Source organism: Shewanella sp. SW1, from assembly GCF_025653545.1.
Lineage (GTDB): Bacteria > Pseudomonadota > Gammaproteobacteria > Enterobacterales > Shewanellaceae > Shewanella > Shewanella oncorhynchi.
Map to the genome: position 1 here is coordinate 74,123 of NZ_JAKKSG010000020.1, position 15,701 is coordinate 89,823.

At 46.0% G+C, this 15,701-nt stretch carries 13 protein-coding genes; 8 read left to right on the forward strand and 5 right to left on the reverse strand.

Going from position 1 to position 15,701, the window contains the following annotated elements; genetic code table 11:
• Window positions 1-150 precede the first annotated feature (150 nt).
• Window positions 151-2,376 (reverse strand): NADP-dependent isocitrate dehydrogenase, encoded by a 2,226-nt coding sequence (locus tag L5M71_RS17490; RefSeq protein WP_263207826.1) that lies wholly within the window; start codon window positions 2,374-2,376, stop codon window positions 151-153.
• 343 nt (window positions 2,377-2,719) lie between these two features.
• Between L5M71_RS17490 and rluE the strand changes: the two genes are divergently transcribed.
• From rluE to L5M71_RS17520, 6 genes are all read left to right on the forward strand, one after another.
• Window positions 2,720-3,505: a 23S rRNA pseudouridine(2457) synthase RluE gene (gene rluE / locus L5M71_RS17495; protein WP_258547645.1), complete on the forward strand. Its 786-nt coding sequence runs from the start codon at window positions 2,720-2,722 to the stop codon at window positions 3,503-3,505.
• A gap of 45 nt (window positions 3,506-3,550) precedes the next feature.
• On the forward strand, window positions 3,551-4,045 hold the full coding sequence (locus L5M71_RS17500) for an NUDIX hydrolase (RefSeq protein WP_198572319.1): 495 nt from the start codon (window positions 3,551-3,553) through the stop codon (window positions 4,043-4,045).
• Window positions 4,046-4,369: 324 nt separating this feature from the next.
• On the forward strand, window positions 4,370-5,488 hold the full coding sequence (mnmA, locus tag L5M71_RS17505) for a tRNA 2-thiouridine(34) synthase MnmA (protein ID WP_014610717.1): 1,119 nt from the start codon (window positions 4,370-4,372) through the stop codon (window positions 5,486-5,488).
• A gap of 3 nt (window positions 5,489-5,491) precedes the next feature.
• Complete coding sequence (gene hflD, locus L5M71_RS17510) at window positions 5,492-6,109, forward strand: high frequency lysogenization protein HflD (protein ID WP_263207831.1); 618 nt, start codon at window positions 5,492-5,494, stop codon at window positions 6,107-6,109.
• A 29-nt stretch (window positions 6,110-6,138) separates the two neighbouring features.
• Complete coding sequence (gene purB, locus L5M71_RS17515) at window positions 6,139-7,509, forward strand: adenylosuccinate lyase (protein ID WP_113940534.1); 1,371 nt, start codon at window positions 6,139-6,141, stop codon at window positions 7,507-7,509.
• 152 nt (window positions 7,510-7,661) lie between these two features.
• Window positions 7,662-8,801 (forward strand): cupin domain-containing protein, encoded by a 1,140-nt coding sequence (locus L5M71_RS17520; protein ID WP_263207834.1) that lies wholly within the window; start codon window positions 7,662-7,664, stop codon window positions 8,799-8,801.
• 179 nt (window positions 8,802-8,980) lie between these two features.
• Here L5M71_RS17520 and L5M71_RS17525 read toward each other — a convergent pair whose 3' ends face one another.
• The gene (locus tag L5M71_RS17525) at window positions 8,981-9,430 is read right to left on the reverse strand and encodes a DUF4826 family protein (protein WP_011789106.1); all 450 of its coding nucleotides are present in this window, start codon (window positions 9,428-9,430) and stop codon (window positions 8,981-8,983) included.
• Between the two features lie 280 nt (window positions 9,431-9,710).
• Here L5M71_RS17525 and L5M71_RS17530 point away from each other — a divergent pair, with 280 nt between their 5' ends.
• Together L5M71_RS17530 and L5M71_RS17535 are read left to right on the forward strand one after the other, a co-directional pair.
• A complete protein-coding gene (locus L5M71_RS17530) occupies window positions 9,711-10,745 on the forward strand; it encodes a Glu/Leu/Phe/Val dehydrogenase (protein WP_173244498.1) in 1,035 nt (344 codons plus the stop codon).
• 211 nt (window positions 10,746-10,956) lie between these two features.
• Window positions 10,957-11,301 carry a hypothetical protein gene (locus L5M71_RS17535; protein WP_011789104.1) on the forward strand — a complete coding sequence of 115 codons (345 nt, stop codon included), beginning with the start codon at window positions 10,957-10,959 and terminating at the stop codon, window positions 11,299-11,301.
• Window positions 11,302-11,437: 136 nt separating this feature from the next.
• Here the strand turns inward: L5M71_RS17535 and L5M71_RS17540 are convergent, their stop codons facing one another.
• The 3 genes from L5M71_RS17540 to L5M71_RS17550 all read right to left on the reverse strand — a co-directional run bounded on the left by L5M71_RS17540 (window position 11,438) and on the right by L5M71_RS17550 (window position 15,638).
• The gene (locus L5M71_RS17540; protein WP_028759729.1) at window positions 11,438-11,854 is read right to left on the reverse strand and encodes a MarR family winged helix-turn-helix transcriptional regulator; all 417 of its coding nucleotides are present in this window, start codon (window positions 11,852-11,854) and stop codon (window positions 11,438-11,440) included.
• 144 nt (window positions 11,855-11,998) lie between these two features.
• Window positions 11,999-12,472: a DUF1285 domain-containing protein gene (locus L5M71_RS17545; RefSeq protein WP_263207836.1), complete on the reverse strand. Its 474-nt coding sequence runs from the start codon at window positions 12,470-12,472 to the stop codon at window positions 11,999-12,001.
• A gap of 124 nt (window positions 12,473-12,596) precedes the next feature.
• A complete protein-coding gene (locus L5M71_RS17550) occupies window positions 12,597-15,638 on the reverse strand; it encodes an FAD-binding and (Fe-S)-binding domain-containing protein (RefSeq protein ID WP_263207838.1) in 3,042 nt (1,013 codons plus the stop codon).
• Window positions 15,639-15,701: the final 63 nt, after the last annotated feature.

Here is a 15,701-nt window from a genome sequence, read left to right on the forward strand (position 1 = left end):
TTATCATCGGTCTCGACAGCAAATTTAAGGTATAAAAAAGGATCTGCAATGCAGATCCTTTTTTAAAATCAGTCTAATGACTTACAACTTTATATCAACTTAGATGGCAACACTGACGCGCACGCCATCTAAAAGTGATAACGAGCAGGATTAAGCAATCAACAGCTTGTTCAACGTCTCGCTTGGGCGCATGGCTTTTTCAGCCTTAACCGCATCTAAACGGTAGTAACCGCCTAAATCGACTGGTGCACCTTGTGCCGTCGCTAATTCAGCCACAATCACTTGCTCATTCGCCGCTAGCGCATGCGCTAACGGAATAAAGTGTGCTTGTAACTGCTCATCGCTGGTTTGCGCTGCTAAGGCTTGTGCCCAGTACATGGCTAAGTAGAAATGGCTGCCACGGTTGTCTAACTCACCGACTCTTCTTGATGGGGATTTATTGCTATCTAAGAATTGGCCAATGGCTTGATCTAAAGTATCGGCTAATACTTGGGCTTTTGGATTGCCCACGGTTTGGCTTAAATGCTCAAGAGACGCCGCCAGAGCCAAGAATTCACCCAGTGAATCCCAACGTAAGTGACCTTCTTTCTCAAGCTGTTGCACATGTTTAGGTGCACTACCGCCCGCACCTGTTTCAAATAGACCGCCGCCGTTCATTAATGGAACGATTGACAGCATTTTGGCACTGGTGCCTAGCTCGAGGATGGGGAACAAGTCAGTCAGGTAGTCACGTAGAACGTTACCCGTAACTGAAATGGTATCTTTGCCTTCTTTGATGCGAGCCAAAGACAAACGCGTAGCATCTTCTGGAGACATAATGCTGATGTCTAAGCCATCAGTGTCATGCTCTGGCAGATACTGCTGCACTTTAGCAATGATTTGCGCATCGTGGGCACGTTTGCTATCTAACCAGAATACCGCAGGGGTATTGCTTAAACGGGCACGGCGCACGGCTAGTTTGACCCAATCACGGATAGGTGCGTCTTTAACTTGGCACATTCTCCAGATATCGCCCGCTTCCACGTTATGGCTCATCAATACCTTACCGCTGGCATCAACAACGTTGACCACACCGTCAGCAGGAATTTCAAAGGTCTTATCGTGGCTGCCATACTCTTCGGCTTTTTGCGCCATCAAGCCCACGTTTGGCACGCTGCCCATGGTTTTAGGATCAAAAGCGCCGTGCTCTTTACAGAAAGCAATCGTTTCTTGGTAGATACCGGCATAACAACGATCTGGGATCATGGCTTTAGTGTCATGCAGTTGACCGTCTGGTCCCCACATTTGGCCAGATGAACGAATCGCAGCAGGCATAGACGCATCGATAATGATGTCGCTTGGCACGTGTAAGTTGGTGATACCTTTGTCAGAATCAACCATAGCCAATGCGGGACGCGCAGCGTAAACGGCGGCGATATCGGCTTCGACTTCGGCGCGGCTATCAGCAGGTAATGTCGCGATCTTGGCATAAACATCACCAAAACCGTTGTTAACATCAACGCCTAATTCAGCGAAAAGCGCCGCATGTTTGTCAAATACTGGCTTGAAGAAGACCTTCACAGCGTGACCAAACATAATAGGATCAGACACTTTCATCATAGTGGCTTTCAGATGCAGCGATAACAGCACATCTTCAGCTTTGGCGTTTTCGATTTCACGCTCATAGAAGCTCACTAAGGCTTTTTTACTCAACACCGCAGCATCGATAATTTCGCCAGCCAGCAACTTAAGACCGGACTTGAGTACCACTTCTTGGCCATCTTTTTGGGTCAGCACGATATTCACGCTGCCCGCATCAGATAAAGTGACAGACTGTTCGCTGCCGTAGAAATCACCGTCAGTCATGTGGGCAACGTGTGACTTGGAATCTTTGGCCCATTTCCCCATGGAATGCGGGTTTTTCTTGGCGAAGTTTTTCACCGATAATGGGGCACGGCGATCTGAGTTACCTTCACGCAGTACTGGGTTTACCGCACTGCCTTTAATCTTGTCGTAACGTGTTTTAATTGACTTTTCAGCGTCGGTTTTTGGCTCATCCGGATAATTAGGGATGTCGTAACCTTTTTGCTGCAGTTCAAGGATACAGGCTTTTAATTGTGGGATCGAAGCACTGATATTCGGTAACTTGATGATGTTCGCTTCTGGCTGATTCGCTAACTCGCCAAGCTCTGTCAGATGGTCGCCAATCTTTTGTGCTTGGGTCAGTTGCTCAGGGAAACTGGCAATAATACGGCCCGATAACGAGATATCACGGGTTTCAACCGCAACGCCCGCGGCGTCGGTAAACGTTCTGATAATAGGTAAGAGTGAGAGGGTGGCCAGTGCTGGCGCTTCGTCTGTTTCAGTGTAAATAATTGTTGATGAGTTATCTTTCATGTTACATCCTACATTATTGTAAAATTTAATATTTTTTATAATAATTTTATAGCATGGCAAACAAATCTGAGCACAGGGAAAATATCAATCAAGGCAATCGACCACGCCCTCACCTTTCAAATTCTCAATGCCCTTCTGTCTTTGCGCGCAAGCTAAAATTTGTTACAACGACTCATTAAAACCTAATAAACATTTAGGCACAGATCACATTTTCTGGCCGACATCATAGAGCATTCGCAATAATATTCAAATTCCACTAACGGCGAATGCCAAGTACACTATGACCACATTAACGACTCAATCAAGTCAGGTAAGCGTGTCTCAACCTCCTGTTAGCAAAAGTATGACCAAAAACAAGTTTCAACCTAAAGGTGCCAATGCCAGCGCTAGTTCCCCAGCCAAGAGCCCGATTAAACCCGCTAAGCCCGCCAGCAGAGGCCCTGCCAACCGCGCTACCGCCGTAGATAGCAAAGTGGCGCCAGCACGAAATGCCAATGGCAGTTTAAAGAAAGAACCCTTTAAAAATCCTAATCGACGCGCAATTGCGGCGGCAAAACCGGTGCAGAGCCAAACGCTCGCACCGATTATTGTGCTGTTTAATAAGCCTTTTGATGTACTTTGCCAGTTTACCGATGAGCAAGGTCGCAAGACCCTAAAAGACTATATCCCGATTGCTGACGTGTATGCCGCAGGCCGCTTAGATAGAGACAGTGAAGGCTTATTGCTGCTGACCAATGACGGTCAATTACAGGCAAGGCTGACAGAGCCAAAAAAGAAAACCTTTAAAACCTATTGGGTGCAAGTAGAAGGCGTTCCGACGGAAGATGTACTGACAAAACTGCGACAAGGTGTTGAATTAAATGATGGTATAACGCTGCCAGCTAAAGTCAAAATTATGGATTCACCCGACGTTTGGCCACGTAATCCACCGGTGAGAGAGCGCAAAAATATCCCAACAACTTGGCTAGAAATCCAAATTCATGAAGGCCGCAACCGCCAAGTCAGACGCATGACAGCGCATATCGGTTTTCCGACCTTAAGATTAATCCGTTATAAAATAGGCCAATGGAGTCTAGATAATTTGCCATCGGGTGAGCACAAATGTATCCGTCTCGGTGATGAAGTCTAAATTTCAGCCTACTTTCTTCATTCAAATCCACTCAAAGGAGGCTCCATGAGTCAAAGATATAAACCCCATGTGACCGTCGCTTGTATTGTTCATGCAACTTCACAGGACAAATATCTGATGGTAGAAGAGTGGATTGAAGGCGAGCAACGCTTTAATCAACCCGCGGGTCACTTAGAAGCGAATGAAAGCTTGATCCAAGCCTGTGAGCGCGAAGTGTTTGAAGAAACAGGGTTATCACTCAAAGCCCAAGGACTCGTCGGCATTTATCAACTCAGCGCCAGTGAAGACTTAGCCTTTGTGCGCTTTACTTTTTTCGTGCAGTTAGATGATATGCCCTCACCTGCGCCGCAGGATAAAGCGATCCATAGTGCGCATTGGTTAAGTCTTGCGCAGATAGAAGCCATGCCATCTTTACTGCGCAGCCCCTTAGTACTCGATTGCTTAAAAGACTATCTCAATCAGGCACAAAATGGCCAAACTTATCCCCTTAGCTTACTCAATAGTGACCGCCTCACGATAGCCCAAGCGAGCAAGGCGTGATAGAATACCGCCCCGCATAAACGGCTGGTTAAGCTTAATGCGTGTGCTACTGCAGAGGCCTTGTACAGCAAATAAATAGTTGGCCGTAAATGCGAGGTTTACTGACAGTTTGCGGACTCATTTTATTTGATAGCGCTGGAAAAGTTTGATTTAGCAATCAGCAGCACAGCACCTAGATGTAAAGTTAGCTTGGATTTAAAGTGAGCTTGGATTTTTAGTTAGCCCATATTTTTAGTTAGGTTAGGTATTTTTGTTACGCGCTCAATGTCGCGGCTTAAATTCATCCACCTAGCCAACACACATACTCAATGGTTTTTAGGATTTATGACATCAATCGAACCCACTCATACAGGAAAAAAAGTCATTGTCGGCATGTCCGGCGGTGTAGATTCATCTGTTTCAGCCTATTTGCTTATGCAGCAAGGCTATCAGGTTGAAGGCCTTTTCATGAAGAACTGGGAAGAAGATGACAATAACGAGTACTGCGCGGCCGCAGAAGATTTAAAAGACGCCCAAGCCGTGTGCGACAAGCTTGGGATCAAGCTACATACAGTCAACTTTGCTGCCGAATATTGGGACAATGTATTTGAGTATTTCCTCGCCGAATACAAAGCCGGCCGCACGCCAAATCCCGATATCATGTGCAACAAAGAAATCAAATTTAAGGCATTTTTAGAATTTGCCGACGAAATCCTCGACGCCGATTACATCGCAATGGGCCACTATGTTCGCCGTCGCGATAACAGCGACGGCAGTACGCAAATGCTCCGTGGCGTTGATGGCAATAAAGATCAAAGTTATTTCCTCTACACCCTTAGCCATGAACAAGTAGCCCGAAGCCTGTTCCCTGTCGGTGAGCTCGAAAAACATCAAGTTCGTGAAATTGCGAAAGAAATGGGCTTAATCACCCATGACAAAAAAGACAGTACTGGCATCTGCTTTATCGGTGAGCGCAAGTTCACTGAATTTCTAGGGACTTATTTACCGGCGCAGCCTGGCAATATCGAAACCCCAGAAGGCGAAGTCATAGGCACGCACCAAGGACTCATGTACCACACCTTAGGCCAACGTAAAGGCTTAGGCATTGGCGGCATGAAAAACAGCAATGACGATCCTTGGTATGTGGTCGATAAAGATCTTGAGCGTAACGTATTGATCGTGGGTCAAGGCGGACACCATCCCCGTTTGATGTCGACCGGCATGACAGTTAACCAACTGCATTGGGTGGATAGAACTGGGCCTGTCGATGGTTGTCATATCACTGTCAAAACCCGTTATCGCCAACAAGATGTGCCTTGTACATTGACCTACACAGATGAACACACCTTGCGCGTGGTCTTCGATGAACCTGTTGCGGCGGTGACGCCTGGACAGTCTGCGGTATTTTATGATGGTGAAGTCTGCCTAGGTGGCGGCATCATAGATCAATTAATCCGAGGGTAACGCGTGAACGAGCAACTCATTAACCGGACTATGGCGTTTGCAGGCATACTGCAAGCCATTGCCCAAGTTCAACATTTAGCGCGCCATGGCGAATTGGATATTGCCGAGCTCGCAGCGAGCTTAAACACTATTCTCGTCACCAATCCTGACAATACGGCCGATGTCTACCAAGATAAAATCGTATTGCAAAAAGGCTATAAACTGATCCTGAATCAGCTCGGTGACAGCAGCCAAAAAGATGTTGAAATCACCCGCTATTTAGTGGGCGTGCTTGCCCTAGAGCGTAAACTCGTGCGCTCTAACAGTGGCTTAGGCATGTTGGCTGAACGTATTAATCAAGTGAATCGCCAGCTACATCATTTTGCCATCACAGATGAGCAAGTCGTTGCCAATCTTGCCAGCATTTACAGTGACATCATCAGTAATTTAGGGCCAAAAATCCAAATATCGGGTAATCCTGTGTGTTTGCAGCGCCCTATTGTACAACATAAAATTCGTGCTCTGCTGCTTGCCGCTATACGCAGCGCAGTACTGTGGCGTCAGTTGGGCGGTAAACGTCGACACTTAGTCTTCGCCCGCAAAGCCATAGTCGATACAGCCAAGAAAAGTCTTACCCTATAATAAAATTAGCGTTCATCAAGGAGCTACACATGGATCTTTCCGCACTAACTGCTATCTCTCCGGTAGACGGTCGTTATGGTAGTAAAACCGCGTCATTGAGAGGGATTTTCAGCGAGTTCGGTCTTACCAAGTACCGTGTTCAAGTTGAAATCAATTGGCTAAAACTGTTAGCCGACTGTCCAGACATTAGCGAAGTGCCAACATTGAGCGCGTCAGCTATCGCCGTACTCGATGGCATTAAAGACAATTTCAACGAACAAGATGCGCTGCGTGTTAAGGCTATCGAAAGCACCACTAACCACGATGTAAAAGCGGTTGAATACTTCATTAAAGAAAAAATCGCAGGCAATAGCGAATTAGCCGCTGTGGGTGAGTTTGTTCACTTTGCTTGTACTTCTGAAGATATCAACAACTTAAGCCACGGTTTAATGCTGACTGAAGCCCGTGAGCATGTTTTACTGCCCTACTGCAATGAGTTGCTGACGGCAATTAAAAAGCTGGCGATTGAATATCGCTCTGTGCCATTAATGTCACGTACCCATGGCCAACCCGCGTCACCTTCGACGCTCGGTAAAGAAATGGCGAACGTCGCAGTGCGCCTTGAACGTCAAATCAAACAAATCGCCAATGTTGAAATCATGGGTAAACTGAATGGTGCCGTAGGTAACTACAATGCTCACCTGTCAGCCTATCCTGAAGTTAATTGGCATGAGCTGTCTGAGCGTTTTGTGACTAGCCTTGGCTTGCACTGGAATGCCTACACGACGCAAATCGAGCCACACGATTACATTGCCGAATTGTTTGATGCGGTTGCCCGTTTCAACACTGTGCTGATTGACTTTGACCGTGATATTTGGGGTTACATCGCCCTAGGTCACTTCAAACAACGCACTATCGCCGGTGAAATCGGTTCATCGACTATGCCGCACAAAGTTAACCCCATCGATTTTGAAAACTCTGAAGGTAACTTAGGTATCGCTAACGCCCTGATGCAACATTTAGCATCTAAGCTGCCGTTATCAAGATGGCAACGTGACTTAACTGACTCGACTGTACTGCGTAACTTAGGTGTAGGTATTGCCCATGCGTTGATCGCGTATCAAGCGACCTTAAAAGGCATCAGCAAGTTAGAAGTTAACGAAGCGCATCTGCGTGATGAGTTAGATCACAACTGGGAAGTGTTAGCAGAACCCGTACAAACGGTAATGCGTCGTTATGGTATTGAAAAGCCATACGAAAAATTAAAAGAACTGACGCGCGGTAAACGTATCGACGCGCAGCAACTGTCAGTGTTTATTGACGGACTTGAATTACCAGACTCAGTGAAAGCTGAACTGAAGAAAATGACGCCAGCCAATTACATTGGTCGCGCCGAAACGTTTGTCGACGAACTGAAGTAAGTTATTAATTAAAATTGGCGATTAACTGATATTAAGCTATTGACTGAAATTAGTTATTAACTGAAGTTGGCGACGGACAATACTCTTTCTTAAACAGAAATAAGGATTAAGGCGACCCACATCACCGCGATGTGGTCGCCTTTTTTAACACTATGTATACACTCAATCTCGATATCGCCCAGTTTCTTAGTGAATACTGGCAGAAGAAACCCCTGTTGATCAAAAAAGCATTTCCGCAATTTGAAGATCCTATCAGCGCCGATGAATTAGCAGGCCTTGCCTGTGAAGAAGAAATCTCTTCACGCATCGTCGTCACCAAAGACAATGATTGGGAAGTGGTGCAAGGTCCGTTTGAAGATTACGACAGCTATGGCGAAACCCATTGGCAGTTATTAGTGCAAGCAGTCAACCATTGGTATCCAGATTCGCAGCCATTAGTTGAAGCTCTCCGCTTTTTACCTGACTGGCGCTTCGATGACTTGATGGCATCATTTGCAACCCCAAGTGGCGGTGTCGGCCCACACGTCGATAACTACGATGTGTTTATCATTCAAGGCGAAGGTAAGCGTCGCTGGACTGTGGGTGACAATACCCCGCAACAACGCCGTGGTGGCAATCCCAACTCGCCGCTGGTTGAAGACTTCACCCCCATTATCGATGTAGTGTTAGAAAAAGGCGACATGCTTTATATTCCACCCGGTTTCCCGCATTGCGGCGAAACCCTAACTGTGGCAATGAGTTACTCGATTGGTTTCCGTGCACCTAGCCAGCAAGAATTGGTCAGTGAAGTCGCCGATTATTTGCTCGACAATAACTTAGGTCAGCAGCGTTTCACGTCGCAAACTGAACCGAGTTCAGCCGGTATCGTCAGCCAAGATCATCAAGTGGGCATAATGTCACTCTTGAGTCAGCTGAGCCAAGATCCCAATAGCTACCAAATCGTGTTAGGTAAGCTACTCAGTCAAAACCGTTTCGAACTTGATTTGTGTGAAGGCGAAGAAGCTTACAGCATTGAAGATTTGCAAGATGCCTTCGCCCAAGGTGCTGGCGTCAGCCGTATCGGCGGTTTGAAAGTATTGCGCCTTGAAAATGACTCCACGCCGCGATTATTCATCAATGGTGACGTGCATGAACTGCCCAATACACCGGCAGACGTGATCGCACAGTTGAGCGATAACGTCAGCTTAAGCGCCGATGAAGCGACTGAAATATGTCAGCATGAAGAAGTCCAAGCCCTACTGTTGACACTCATCAATCAGGGTTTCTACTACTTGAGCGACAGCGAAGAATAAGCCCTATCGACTTTGTTCGATGACCTTGTTCTTAACATAGGAAATCAACATAAAAGTCAGTATAAAAAAGGCACTCAACTGAGTGCCTTTTTATTATTTATGCCGTTATTTTGAGCAATCAACACAAGGGACTGTATTAACTCAATACTATCTAAATACAATCCTCAACTCATTTGAGTTTAAGCATTCCACAGTTTATCGTCGTTGTGCATACGATATAAACTCTCGGCACGCGATACTAATAGTTGAGCAAATTTAGCCTGAGTGGCATCACGGGTTGCACCCGAACGCACTAAGTTTTCCGCCTGCATTTGCCACATCATAGAGAAATGACGCACGGCATCACGGGCCGTCGCCGCCACTTTCACATCGACAAAATCCGACGGTAAATCACCTGACATCACCCAATAGGTTTTGTTGCTTGGACGCTTTGATTCCATCTTCCAAATCGCCATATAAGGCGCAAGATAACGGCTTTCATCGGCTAGGACTTTGCTTGGGATCACGCCTTTTTCAGCGAGAAAACGATTAGCTTTTTGAAATTGAGTTCTGACCCACTCTTGACGCAGCTTTTCTATTTCTTCAGCTGATAAATTTTGTTGAGTTTGGTCGACAGCTTGTTCAGTCATACTTCCGTCCTATCTTATTGTTATAACGCGAGCCTAATTCTTGGGATCAGTGCGCGATTCATTCTATTCGTTACGTTAAATTCAGTACAATCCATTCTTAATCGCAAAGCTTACGTTTACGTAAAGTGGAAAGCTAAATTGCCACAAATAATGTATTTATTCGGTCATTATGCATGGTTGAGAGTATCGCTAAATGCTATGGTTCTGCAATAAATATAACAAGCAGTCGATAGAGGCTCACCTCGTCGGCTTTTTCATTGTGTATAGCGGAGAAATTCACGTGGCTGTATTTAATCATGTATCCTTTGACGAACATGAACAGGTTGTATTCTGTCATGATAAAGAAAGTGGCTTAAAGGCCATTGTCGCCATCCATAACACCAACCTTGGTCCTGCCGTGGGTGGATGTAGGATGTGGAACTACCAATCGGATGATGAAGCCCTGACTGACGTATTACGCCTCTCTCGTGGCATGACTTATAAAAATGCCCTAGCAGGTTTAACCATGGGCGGTGGCAAATCAGTGATCATTGCCGATCCGAAAAGACAAGACCGCGAAGCCCTATTCCGCGCCTTTGGCCGTTTGATTAACAGCCTAGGTGGCCGATACTATTCAGCGGAAGATGTTGGCACTACTACGGCTGATATTATGATCGCCCATGAAGAAACCCCTTATATGGCGGGTCTTGAAGGCAAAAGTGGCGATCCATCACCGTTCACAGCCCTTGGCACTTATTTAGGCATCAAAGCTGCGGTTAAACATAGACTTGGTTTAGACAGCCTAAGAGGCCTTAAAATCGCCGTTCAAGGCGTCGGTCACGTTGGCTATTACCTGTGCAAACACTTGCATAACGAAGGCGCTGAACTGATTGTTACCGACATTCATCAAGCCTCGTTAGATAAAGTCGCTACCGACTTTGGTGCCATTGTTGTCGCGCCTCAAGAAATCTACGCGCAAGATGTGGATGTGTATGCCCCTTGTGCCCTTGGCGCAACCTTAAACGATGCGACCTTACCGCAACTGAAAGCCAAAATTGTTGCTGGCTGTGCCAACAACCAATTAGCCGAAGTACGCCACGGTGAACAACTGAAAGAAATGGGCATACTGTACGCGCCAGACTATGTGATCAACGCAGGCGGCATTATCAACGTGTCGTTCGAAAAAGATTACGACGCAGCAAAATCGACGGCTAAAGTAGAAGAAATTTACAACACGCTGCTGAAAATATTCAGCCAAGCCGATGCACAGAACCGTACAACTGGCGCCGTGGCTGATGAAATGGCAAAAGCCATTATCGAAGCCGCTAAGCAGTAATTTTTTACGCGTTTATTATTTTTTATGCCCGTCAAATATTGAAAAAAGCGACCTCCGGTCGCTTTTTTGTTATCTAAAATTTAATCTATCACTAAGCTCATGGTTTAGCCGCGCTTTTAATTTCGACACAGAATATTCATTTAATCACGCTGGAAAACGTCATATTTGTCTGCTTGAATTAGTCTATCAGGTCCCAGCACAGGATAGCGCTATGATCCGTTTCAAATATGATCTCAACCAAGATGTCGTAGAACTGCAAGCCAGCAATTGGAGTGGTTTAGAGCGGGTCTTCGTTAATGGGCAGATGGTGTCGCACAAGCTTAACTTTAAACCTCAAAGCGAGCATACCATTCAGCTTAAAGATGGCGCACCTTGCAAGTTTGAACTGCTTATCGATCCCCAAACCGATGAGTTAATGTGCCGAATTTATAAGCAACATAGACTCGTCGCTAGCCTAAAACAAGGCAAAGAGAATTTATTAGCCAGCCGGCGTTATTTACAGCACTCAGTGATAGCCGTAAGTCTGCTTTGTGTCTTTGCACTTTACTTAAATTAATCAAACCAGTTTAATCCCGCAGAGTGAGGCATAGTGGATGGGATTAAACTGGGAACATGATTTAGATAACCACATACAGATAGAAGTAAAAACGGCTAAACCACAGTTTTCCTCCATACCCATTAGATTCAAAATTTCAAGCCAAACGGTTGATTTTATTTAATAGTAAAATGAATGTCTGTTGTTCATCTTCACTTAAATTTGACAGAAATTTTTCATTGACCCGCTCAGCTTCGCAGATAAGATCTTGCTCTAATGCTTTGGCTTCATCGGTCAAAAAGATTTGGAAAGCACGCCGATTATCGACTTCTTGATGACGAGTAATAAGACCTTGCACCTGCAACTGATCGAGTAAGCGCGTCATAGTGTAATTTGCCACATCGCAACGCTTAGACAATTCAGTTTGGCTTATGCCCTCTTCTTGCCACAAAGCAAACAGCACAGGCCACAGTTTTATATCGAGTTGATATCGCTTAAGATGCAGATCAAGCTCATTTTGCAGCTCGATATTTAAGTGGGATACAAGATAGCCTAAGCTTTCATGACGATTCAAACAGCACCTCCTACAGCAAAGGTTTAACGCGTTTTCACTTACTCTGCACGCCATCATAGGAACCCAGAGTTAGTTTTAATACTACCACTTAACCCATAATAAACTAGCTTAGACCACAGCAAATTATGCGATTAACCTACGAGCTCATTCCTCATCTAGATCAGATAAATTGAATTCATTCACAAAATTATAGTAACAGGCCCGACCTAATTTGCCCCATAAACCGCGCTCAAGCGGCAAATAAACACTGTCATCGGTGAGCTTCATCTGTTTTATATCGACTTTATGATGCTGTGTTTCAATACTGGTTCTTACATTGAGCAGCGAATGGGGTTGCGCTCGCTCGAAATCGACAATCAGTAAGGGAGCTTCTTCAACCCGCACTCGCACCTTCTCCACTGGGGTAATTAAGAAATACTCATCATCAATGCAATGTAAAATACTGGCGAACAACTTAGCAAACTTTGCTGGCAGCGATGTGCCTAGATAGGTCCAATCACCCAAGGCGTTAATGTCAAACAATGGGGCTTCACTGCACAATGGCGCAACCGAGGTTAGCTTACTATCGGCGGCGAATTGTTTGAGTGTGTGCTGAATACTGTCAGTCATCTTTTCCATCTAGGCCTCCATCATCCATAAAAAACCAGCCTTGCGGCTGGCTTTAGTGTGACATTCAACACTTGGATATACCAGTGAGGATAATTACGATCTGACTAGCGCAATCAAAACGGCATAAACACTATTAAATATTTGCTAACTCGAGTAAGGCCTCAAGTGGATGCTTTGGCTTGTATCCGGCAAAACGTTTTACCTGACTACGGCACGAATAACCAGACACTAACACTTGCGGCTGCTCAATTTTCGCTAGCGTTTGCTGCCAAGACATATCAAACAAGGCTTTAGAGCGCTCGAGGTTTTCTGCCTCATGACCATAGGTTCCCGCCATACCACAACAACCTAAATTGACTGCGGTTAACTTAGCGCCAAAATGGGCAAAGATTTTGGTCCACTCATTGGCGGTATTTGGCTTGGCCGTCGATTCGGTACAATGACTAAACCAAGTATATTGCTTATCTTGCGCAGCTTTTGCAGGTAAATCTTTGATGACATTCAGTAGCCATTCGTTGGCTAACTTGACCTCAAAATTACCGCGATTAGCCCCTAAGACTTCACGGTATTCATCGCGATAACACAAGACTAAGGCAGGATCGATGCCGACCATGGGCATGCCCAGTTTATGGACTTGGTTCAAAAAGTCTGCACTCGACTGCGCCGTTTTAGCAAACTTATCTAAAAATCCCTTGATATGTGTTGGCTTACCATTGGGTTTGTAGGGCAATAACACCGGCTTTAAGCCGAGTTTTTCTATCAATTGGATAAAGCGCAGCACAAGACCTGAGTCATAGAAACTGTTAAAAGGATCTTGTACCACCAACACAAACTGCGAGCGCTTCTCTTCGGGAATCGCTTGCAACGCAGCTAAGTCGTAACCACGGCTTGCATGACCATCGAGTCTTTGCTTCAAAGTCGGCACAGATAACGCAGGCGCATCCACATAACCAATCGCCTGTTTAATCACCCATTGGCTCAATGGATTTTGTGCAACAAAGTTAGTGAGACGCGGTGCCGCAGCCATCAATGGCAAGCTATCTTCAATCCCGGCAACGAGATAGTCTTTCGCGGGTCTTAAATAGCGTTGATAGTAAATATTGAAGAACTGCGCCCTAAACTTAGGCACATCCACTTTAACCGGACATTGTCCAGAGCAGGCTTTACAGGCTAAACAGCCCTTAAGCGATTCCATCACTTCGTGGGAGTAATCATAATCACGTTTGGCATTGATGGTATTTTGTATGCGCTGCAATATACCAAAAGGTTTCGCTTTGGCGAGGGCATTAACATCAACCCCTTCAGCCTCAAGCAGTCTTAGCCACTCTCTCATGAGCCCTGCACGCCCCTTAGGCGACTGCACTCTGTCACCCGTCACCTTAAACGATGGGCACATGGGCGAATAGCTACTGTAATTAAAACACAGGCCATTACCGTTACAATTCATCACATCGGGGAACGCATCACGCACATCAACGGGGATTTGTCGATCAAACTTACCGCGCTTAGCACTGTCAACATCGTAATAGAGGGCACCTGTATCTTTAGGCGCCACAAGCTTGCCGGGATTGAGTCGGTTATCGGGGTCAAACAAACCTTTAATATCTTGCAACACACCGAAAAGTTCATCACCAAAGACAGCTGGACCGTATTCACCGCGCACGCCTTTACCGTGCTCGCCCCACATTAGACCGCCGTATTTAAGTGTCAGTGCCGCGACTTGATCAGAAATGACTCGTAGTAATTTTTCATCTTCAACATCGCACATATCGAGCGCTGGACGAACATGCAACACGCCCGCATCCACATGGCCGAACATACCGTATTGCAGATTATGCCCGTCGAGTAACGCGCGAAACTCCATAATGTAATCGGCGAGTTTTTCGGGCGGTACCGCAGTATCTTCAGCAAAGGCGATAGGCTTACGGCGACCTTTAGTGGCGCCGAGTAAGCCAACGGCTTTTTTACGCATGCCATAAATTTTTTCGATACTCGGCTTATCTTGCGTCACTTGGTAACCCAATACACCGCACTCGCCTTTGCTGATCTGCTCAGTTAACACAGCTTCCAAACTCGCGAGCTTTTGCTCAACTTCGACCGTGTCACCTGCAAATTCGACCATATTGAGGCCATCAATAACTTTACCTGGCACTTCTTGGATAAGATCAGCCACCGAATGCCAGACAATATCTTCGCGGGCTAAATTAAGCACTTTTGAATCGACGGTTTCGACCACAGTCGCCCGCGCGGCAACTAAGGATGGCGCATGACGCAATGCCGATTGGAACGAATCGTACTTAATGTTCACCATAGCGCGCTCAGTCGGCAGCGGGGTGAGATTAAGTTTGGCTTCGGTTATCACCGCAAGCGTACCCTCTGAGCCTGTCAGAATTCGTGATAAATCGAATTGCGTCAGCTTGTCGTTCCACACGTGTTTTAAGTCATAGCCCGTGAGGAAACGATTGAGCTTAGGAAATTGATTTTCAATCTGAGTGCGCTTTTCGCGGCATACCGCCGCAACAGCAGAAATCAATTTCTGTCCCAGCGGATTATCACTGACATTATCGGGGTTACACAGTAGTCCCGCATCTAGAGGATGCGTATCCAGCACACTGCCATCGATCAGCACACTGCGCAGCGCCAGCACGTGATCTGACGTCTTACCATAGACCAGTGAGCCCGCACCCGAGGCATCGGTATTGATCATGCCACCAATAGTGGCGCGGTTTGAAGTGGATAAATCGGGACTAAAAAAGAATCCATGGGGACGCAATGCATCGTTAAGCGCATCTTTAATCACGCCAGCTTCGACTCGAACCCAACCTTGCTCAGCATTCACTTCGAGCACACGGTTCATGTAACGCGACACATCCAAAATCAAACCATGGGTCAGAGATTGTCCGTTGGTGCCCGTACCACCGCCCCGCGCACTGAAGGTCACGCTGCGAAATGCGTCTGTAGCAGCCAGCGTCAATGCAATTTGAATATCCTGCTGATTTTTAGGATAAAGCACGGCTTGAGGCAAAAATTGATATACAGAGTTGTCGGTGGCTTGCACTAAACGGGCGCTGTAACGTTTGTCTATATCACCGGAATACTCACTTTGCTCCAGTGCATCAAGGTATGCCAAATACACTGGCTCTAATGTTTGTTGATGTGATAGCAGGGGTAGCATAGATGGCTTCTGTCAATTATCGTTATGGCGCCATTATAAACAAAAAAAAGCCGCTAAAAAGCG

Bases quoted from the DNA above. Each gene is read 5' to 3' on its own strand.
- L5M71_RS17545 (WP_263207836.1), bottom strand. From the start codon at position 12,472: ATGGAAAAGATGACTGACAGTATTCAGCACACACTCAAACAATTCGCC.
- mnmA (WP_014610717.1), top strand. From the start codon at position 4,370: ATGACATCAATCGAACCCACTCATACAGGAAAAAAAGTCATTGTCGGC.
- rluE (WP_258547645.1), top strand. From the start codon at position 2,720: ATGACCAAAAACAAGTTTCAACCTAAAGGTGCCAATGCCAGCGCTAGT.
- purB (WP_113940534.1), top strand. From the start codon at position 6,139: ATGGATCTTTCCGCACTAACTGCTATCTCTCCGGTAGACGGTCGTTAT.
- L5M71_RS17490 (WP_263207826.1), bottom strand. From the start codon at position 2,376: ATGAAAGATAACTCATCAACAATTATTTACACTGAAACAGACGAAGCG.
- L5M71_RS17500 (WP_198572319.1), top strand. From the start codon at position 3,551: ATGAGTCAAAGATATAAACCCCATGTGACCGTCGCTTGTATTGTTCAT.
- L5M71_RS17520 (WP_263207834.1), top strand. From the start codon at position 7,662: ATGTATACACTCAATCTCGATATCGCCCAGTTTCTTAGTGAATACTGG.
- L5M71_RS17525 (WP_011789106.1), bottom strand. From the start codon at position 9,430: ATGACTGAACAAGCTGTCGACCAAACTCAACAAAATTTATCAGCTGAA.
- L5M71_RS17535 (WP_011789104.1), top strand. From the start codon at position 10,957: ATGATCCGTTTCAAATATGATCTCAACCAAGATGTCGTAGAACTGCAA.
- L5M71_RS17550 (WP_263207838.1), bottom strand. From the start codon at position 15,638: ATGCTACCCCTGCTATCACATCAACAAACATTAGAGCCAGTGTATTTG.